At 48.0% G+C, this 3099-nt stretch carries 4 protein-coding genes; 1 reads left to right on the top strand and 3 read right to left on the bottom strand.

Going from position 1 to position 3099, the window contains the following annotated elements; genetic code table 11:
• Window positions 1–82: 82 nt before the first annotated feature.
• Genes ND16A_RS08885 through istA form a run of 3 tightly spaced genes read right to left on the bottom strand, consistent with a single transcriptional unit; the run spans window position 83 to window position 2512 of the window.
• Window positions 83–268, bottom strand: coding sequence for a hypothetical protein (locus ND16A_RS08885; protein ID WP_033077702.1), 186 nt, complete (start codon window positions 266–268; stop codon window positions 83–85).
• Window positions 268–1023, bottom strand: coding sequence for an IS21-like element helper ATPase IstB (istB, locus tag ND16A_RS08890; protein ID WP_033077701.1), 756 nt, complete (start codon window positions 1021–1023; stop codon window positions 268–270). The genes ND16A_RS08885 and istB overlap by 1 nt, the downstream gene beginning before the upstream one ends.
• Window positions 1010–2512 carry an IS21 family transposase gene (gene istA / locus ND16A_RS08895; protein ID WP_033077700.1) on the bottom strand — a complete coding sequence of 501 codons (1503 nt, stop codon included), beginning with the start codon at window positions 2510–2512 and terminating at the stop codon, window positions 1010–1012. Before istA ends, istB begins: the two co-directional genes overlap by 14 nt.
• A 307-nt stretch (window positions 2513–2819) precedes the next feature.
• Between istA and ND16A_RS21315 the strand changes: the two genes are divergently transcribed.
• The gene (locus tag ND16A_RS21315) at window positions 2820–2978 is read left to right on the top strand and encodes a hypothetical protein (protein ID WP_160173509.1); all 159 of its coding nucleotides are present in this window, start codon (window positions 2820–2822) and stop codon (window positions 2976–2978) included.
• Window positions 2979–3099 lie beyond the last annotated feature (121 nt).

Raw genomic sequence — 3099 nt, 5'->3', positions numbered from 1 at the left:
TGTTAGTGCCGGAGCAATACCGCAGTTATTTGCCGCAGAATTTGTAACTGAGATCTCACCTATTTCCCATCATTGATCGAATTCAGAATGGTAAATCGTCATTCAGTTCGTGATTTTGCTCCCGTTGCTCTTTCGCTATTTGTTTGTGCATTTCAATGATGTCATCGCCGTAGCTGTTCCAAATTGCATTTTTCACCTCATCGAGAAACTGATAAACCGTATCTGCTTCCTCTGTGGTGAAGTGGGTGGTGATTTTTAAGGTTTTCATTATTTACGTCCTTTACCGCTTTTTTGTCGCTTCGCGGCTTGCTCTTTGGCTTCTTTCATTCGGTACGATTCACCTTCAATGGCAATCACATCACTGTGGTGTACCAGCCGGTCAATCAGTGATACAACACAAGCGGCATTAGGAAATACCTCATTCCACCCGCTGAATGGACGATTGGTAGTGATCATGGTGGAAACTCGCTCGTACCGCCGGTTAACGATTTCAAACAATAAATCCGCATGGCGATTGCTGTATGAGAGGTAACCTACTTCGTCGATGATGAGCAATTTCGGTTTACTGTAATACATCAGGCGACGGCGAAGTGCCATATCGCCATCTTGTGCTGCCAGGTCGTTTAGCATATTCGCGGCCGTGGTAAACAGCACGGTATGGCCTTGCATTACAGCGGTATGACCAAGGTTTTTGGCGATGGTCGATTTACCAACGCCATTGCTACCAATCAATACCGGGTTTATCGCCTCATCAAGAAAGCTAAGCTGCATTAGCGCATGAATGCGCTGTTGATTTATTTTCGTTGGCCAGGTCCAGTCGAATTCAGATAAGGGCGTGAACTTACCTAACTTGGCACTATTTAGCCTGCGCCTGAGTGAGCGTTGTTGTCGCTCATCCTGCTCCCAGGCTAGCCATTTGGTTAACGCTGTGGCAAGTTTATCGTCAAGCTCGTCCCAGTGTGCCAGCAACCCATAGAGTTTCAAGTAGCTGGCCTGCTGGTGTAAGGCGTTATTGTTCATCATCACTTTCCTCACTGTCGTTGGTTAACTGGTCATAATTACTCAGCTTGCCGGGCGGCACTTGCAGATGCTTCACTTTGTCCGGCACCGCCACGGAAATGGGCGGTGGTTGTTTTTGTTTATCACGTTCACGTTCCAGAATTTGCTGCACCGCTTGTGGGTATGGCGCTTGTTGATGCAAGGCTTCTTGCACAGCCTTGGCAAAGGCCATTGAACCATAGTCATCCAGTAATTGATTCAGTGCTTTCACCGTAGAATTTAAGGTATGCCCTCGAGTGATGGCTTGCTGCAATAACTCAGGGCATTGTGAGGATGCTAGTGCAAGCCGGTGTTGACCACGGTGTTCTTTGGCGTGCGTTTTAGCCAGCCATAAGGCATTGATGTGTTGCTCCTGTTCAATTTGTTTGCCCTTGCCATAGCACCTTGGATGCTCTGCAATAAGCGTATCACCGTCAATAATACGTACCGTCTGCAAACAGGCGCTGACCAGTAAGGCTTTTTGCACATATTGATGCGGGATAGAATAATCATTCAAGTCAAAACGTATGTACGGTGTTTTCTGGGCTTTAACCGGGACTTGCTCGCGAGTGTTGAATGGTGTTTCGGGTAAGCTTTGCAGTTGCTGTTGTTCCTCGGCAAATGCTTCACCAACGGTCATATCTGGTAGCCCGGGGCAGCGCCGTTGCCGACTGGTGGTTGTGCACCATTTTATGGCCTGAGAGTTTAAATCATCCAGTGACGTCCAATGCCGGCCAGCAAAGAAGTTATCACGTATATAACGAATGGCACGCTCAACCCGGCCTTTTTCATTACCGCGAGCAACGGCAGCAGCTTTGGGCTCAAAGTAGTAATGGCCTGACAGCGCCATTAAGGTCGGGTGAAAGCGAATCGCATCACCTAAGCGTTCCAGCACCGCAGATTTGAGATTGTCGTACAGGCAAATTCGGGCGATGCCTTGCCAGTGCCCAAAGGCGGCGACATGACCACGTAAGAAGTTTTCCATTTGCTGATTCAAATAGAATTGCAAAAAGATATCCCGTGACCAGCTCAACACCATCACAAACGCCATTAATGGGCGTTTACAGCCATCAACCTCGATATGACCAAAGTGGCCCCAGTCGACTTGTATTTGCTCACCTGGCAGAGTTTGTAATCTAAGGTAGGCTTCTGGTGTTGGACGCGGTCTTAATTCACTAATGCGTTGGCGAAAATGACTAGGTCCGCCCTTATAACCACGCTCTTGTACCATATCAAAAAGCCTGGCAGCGGTTAGCGTTGGGTAGTCGCCCAGGGTTTTGATAATAAACGGCAAGAACGGGTCAATCATCGACGCTCTTTTGGTACGCTGTGCTTTCGGTAGCCCTGCGTGTGCCAATATCCGGTCAACCACGCTGTGGTGAATACCGAGCTGTCTGGCAATCGTGCCAGTGCGCCACTTCTCAACAAAATGGTAACGCAGTATCTTAGATTCCAGCTCCTGGCTTAAGGCCATCACGTTTCTCCTTATGTTCGCCGTCGAAACACCGGCCTGAAACGACTTGAGTGCAAAAAGTCTTGCCGGAAAAATCCCGTACCAGCCTGTTTGCAAAAATGACATGCGGCATAAGTTAATGCGTGAGTTGCTCTATCTGCTACGAAACGCTTAACTGGCTTACGTTTCACTACATCATAAAGAGATAGCTTAATGGAACTCTGATGCGTTACTTTTTGTCTTTGCCGCTCTCGAAATCGTTGTTGCCGGGCGGCATTATTGACGCGACCAATGCGAGTTTGCTGGTATTTTTTCGTGGCACGATTACGTGATTCTTTTCGAGCCTGGTGACTACAACCTTGCCTGCAATATCGATTACCTCGATCGCAACGCGAACAAATTACCACCTGAGCACGGCAACGAAGACAAAGATAAAGGCGTTGTGATCCTGGCATCGACAAAAAATGTCGATGAGGTCTGGACTTAAGCCCAATTTGTGCGACACTTGAATTGGGTCGTGCACATGCACGGTTTGTTGAGGTATGGCGCAAATTGACCGTCAAATCGAAGATGCGCCATACCGCTCTCAACGACTTATCTTGTTATAG

This window comes from Thalassotalea sp. ND16A, from assembly GCF_000764205.1.
In the GTDB taxonomy this organism is placed as follows: Bacteria; Pseudomonadota; Gammaproteobacteria; order Enterobacterales; family Alteromonadaceae; genus Thalassotalea_A.
Note: the sequence above shows the minus strand (reverse complement) of the source record. Positions and strands in the feature narration are given on the sequence as shown.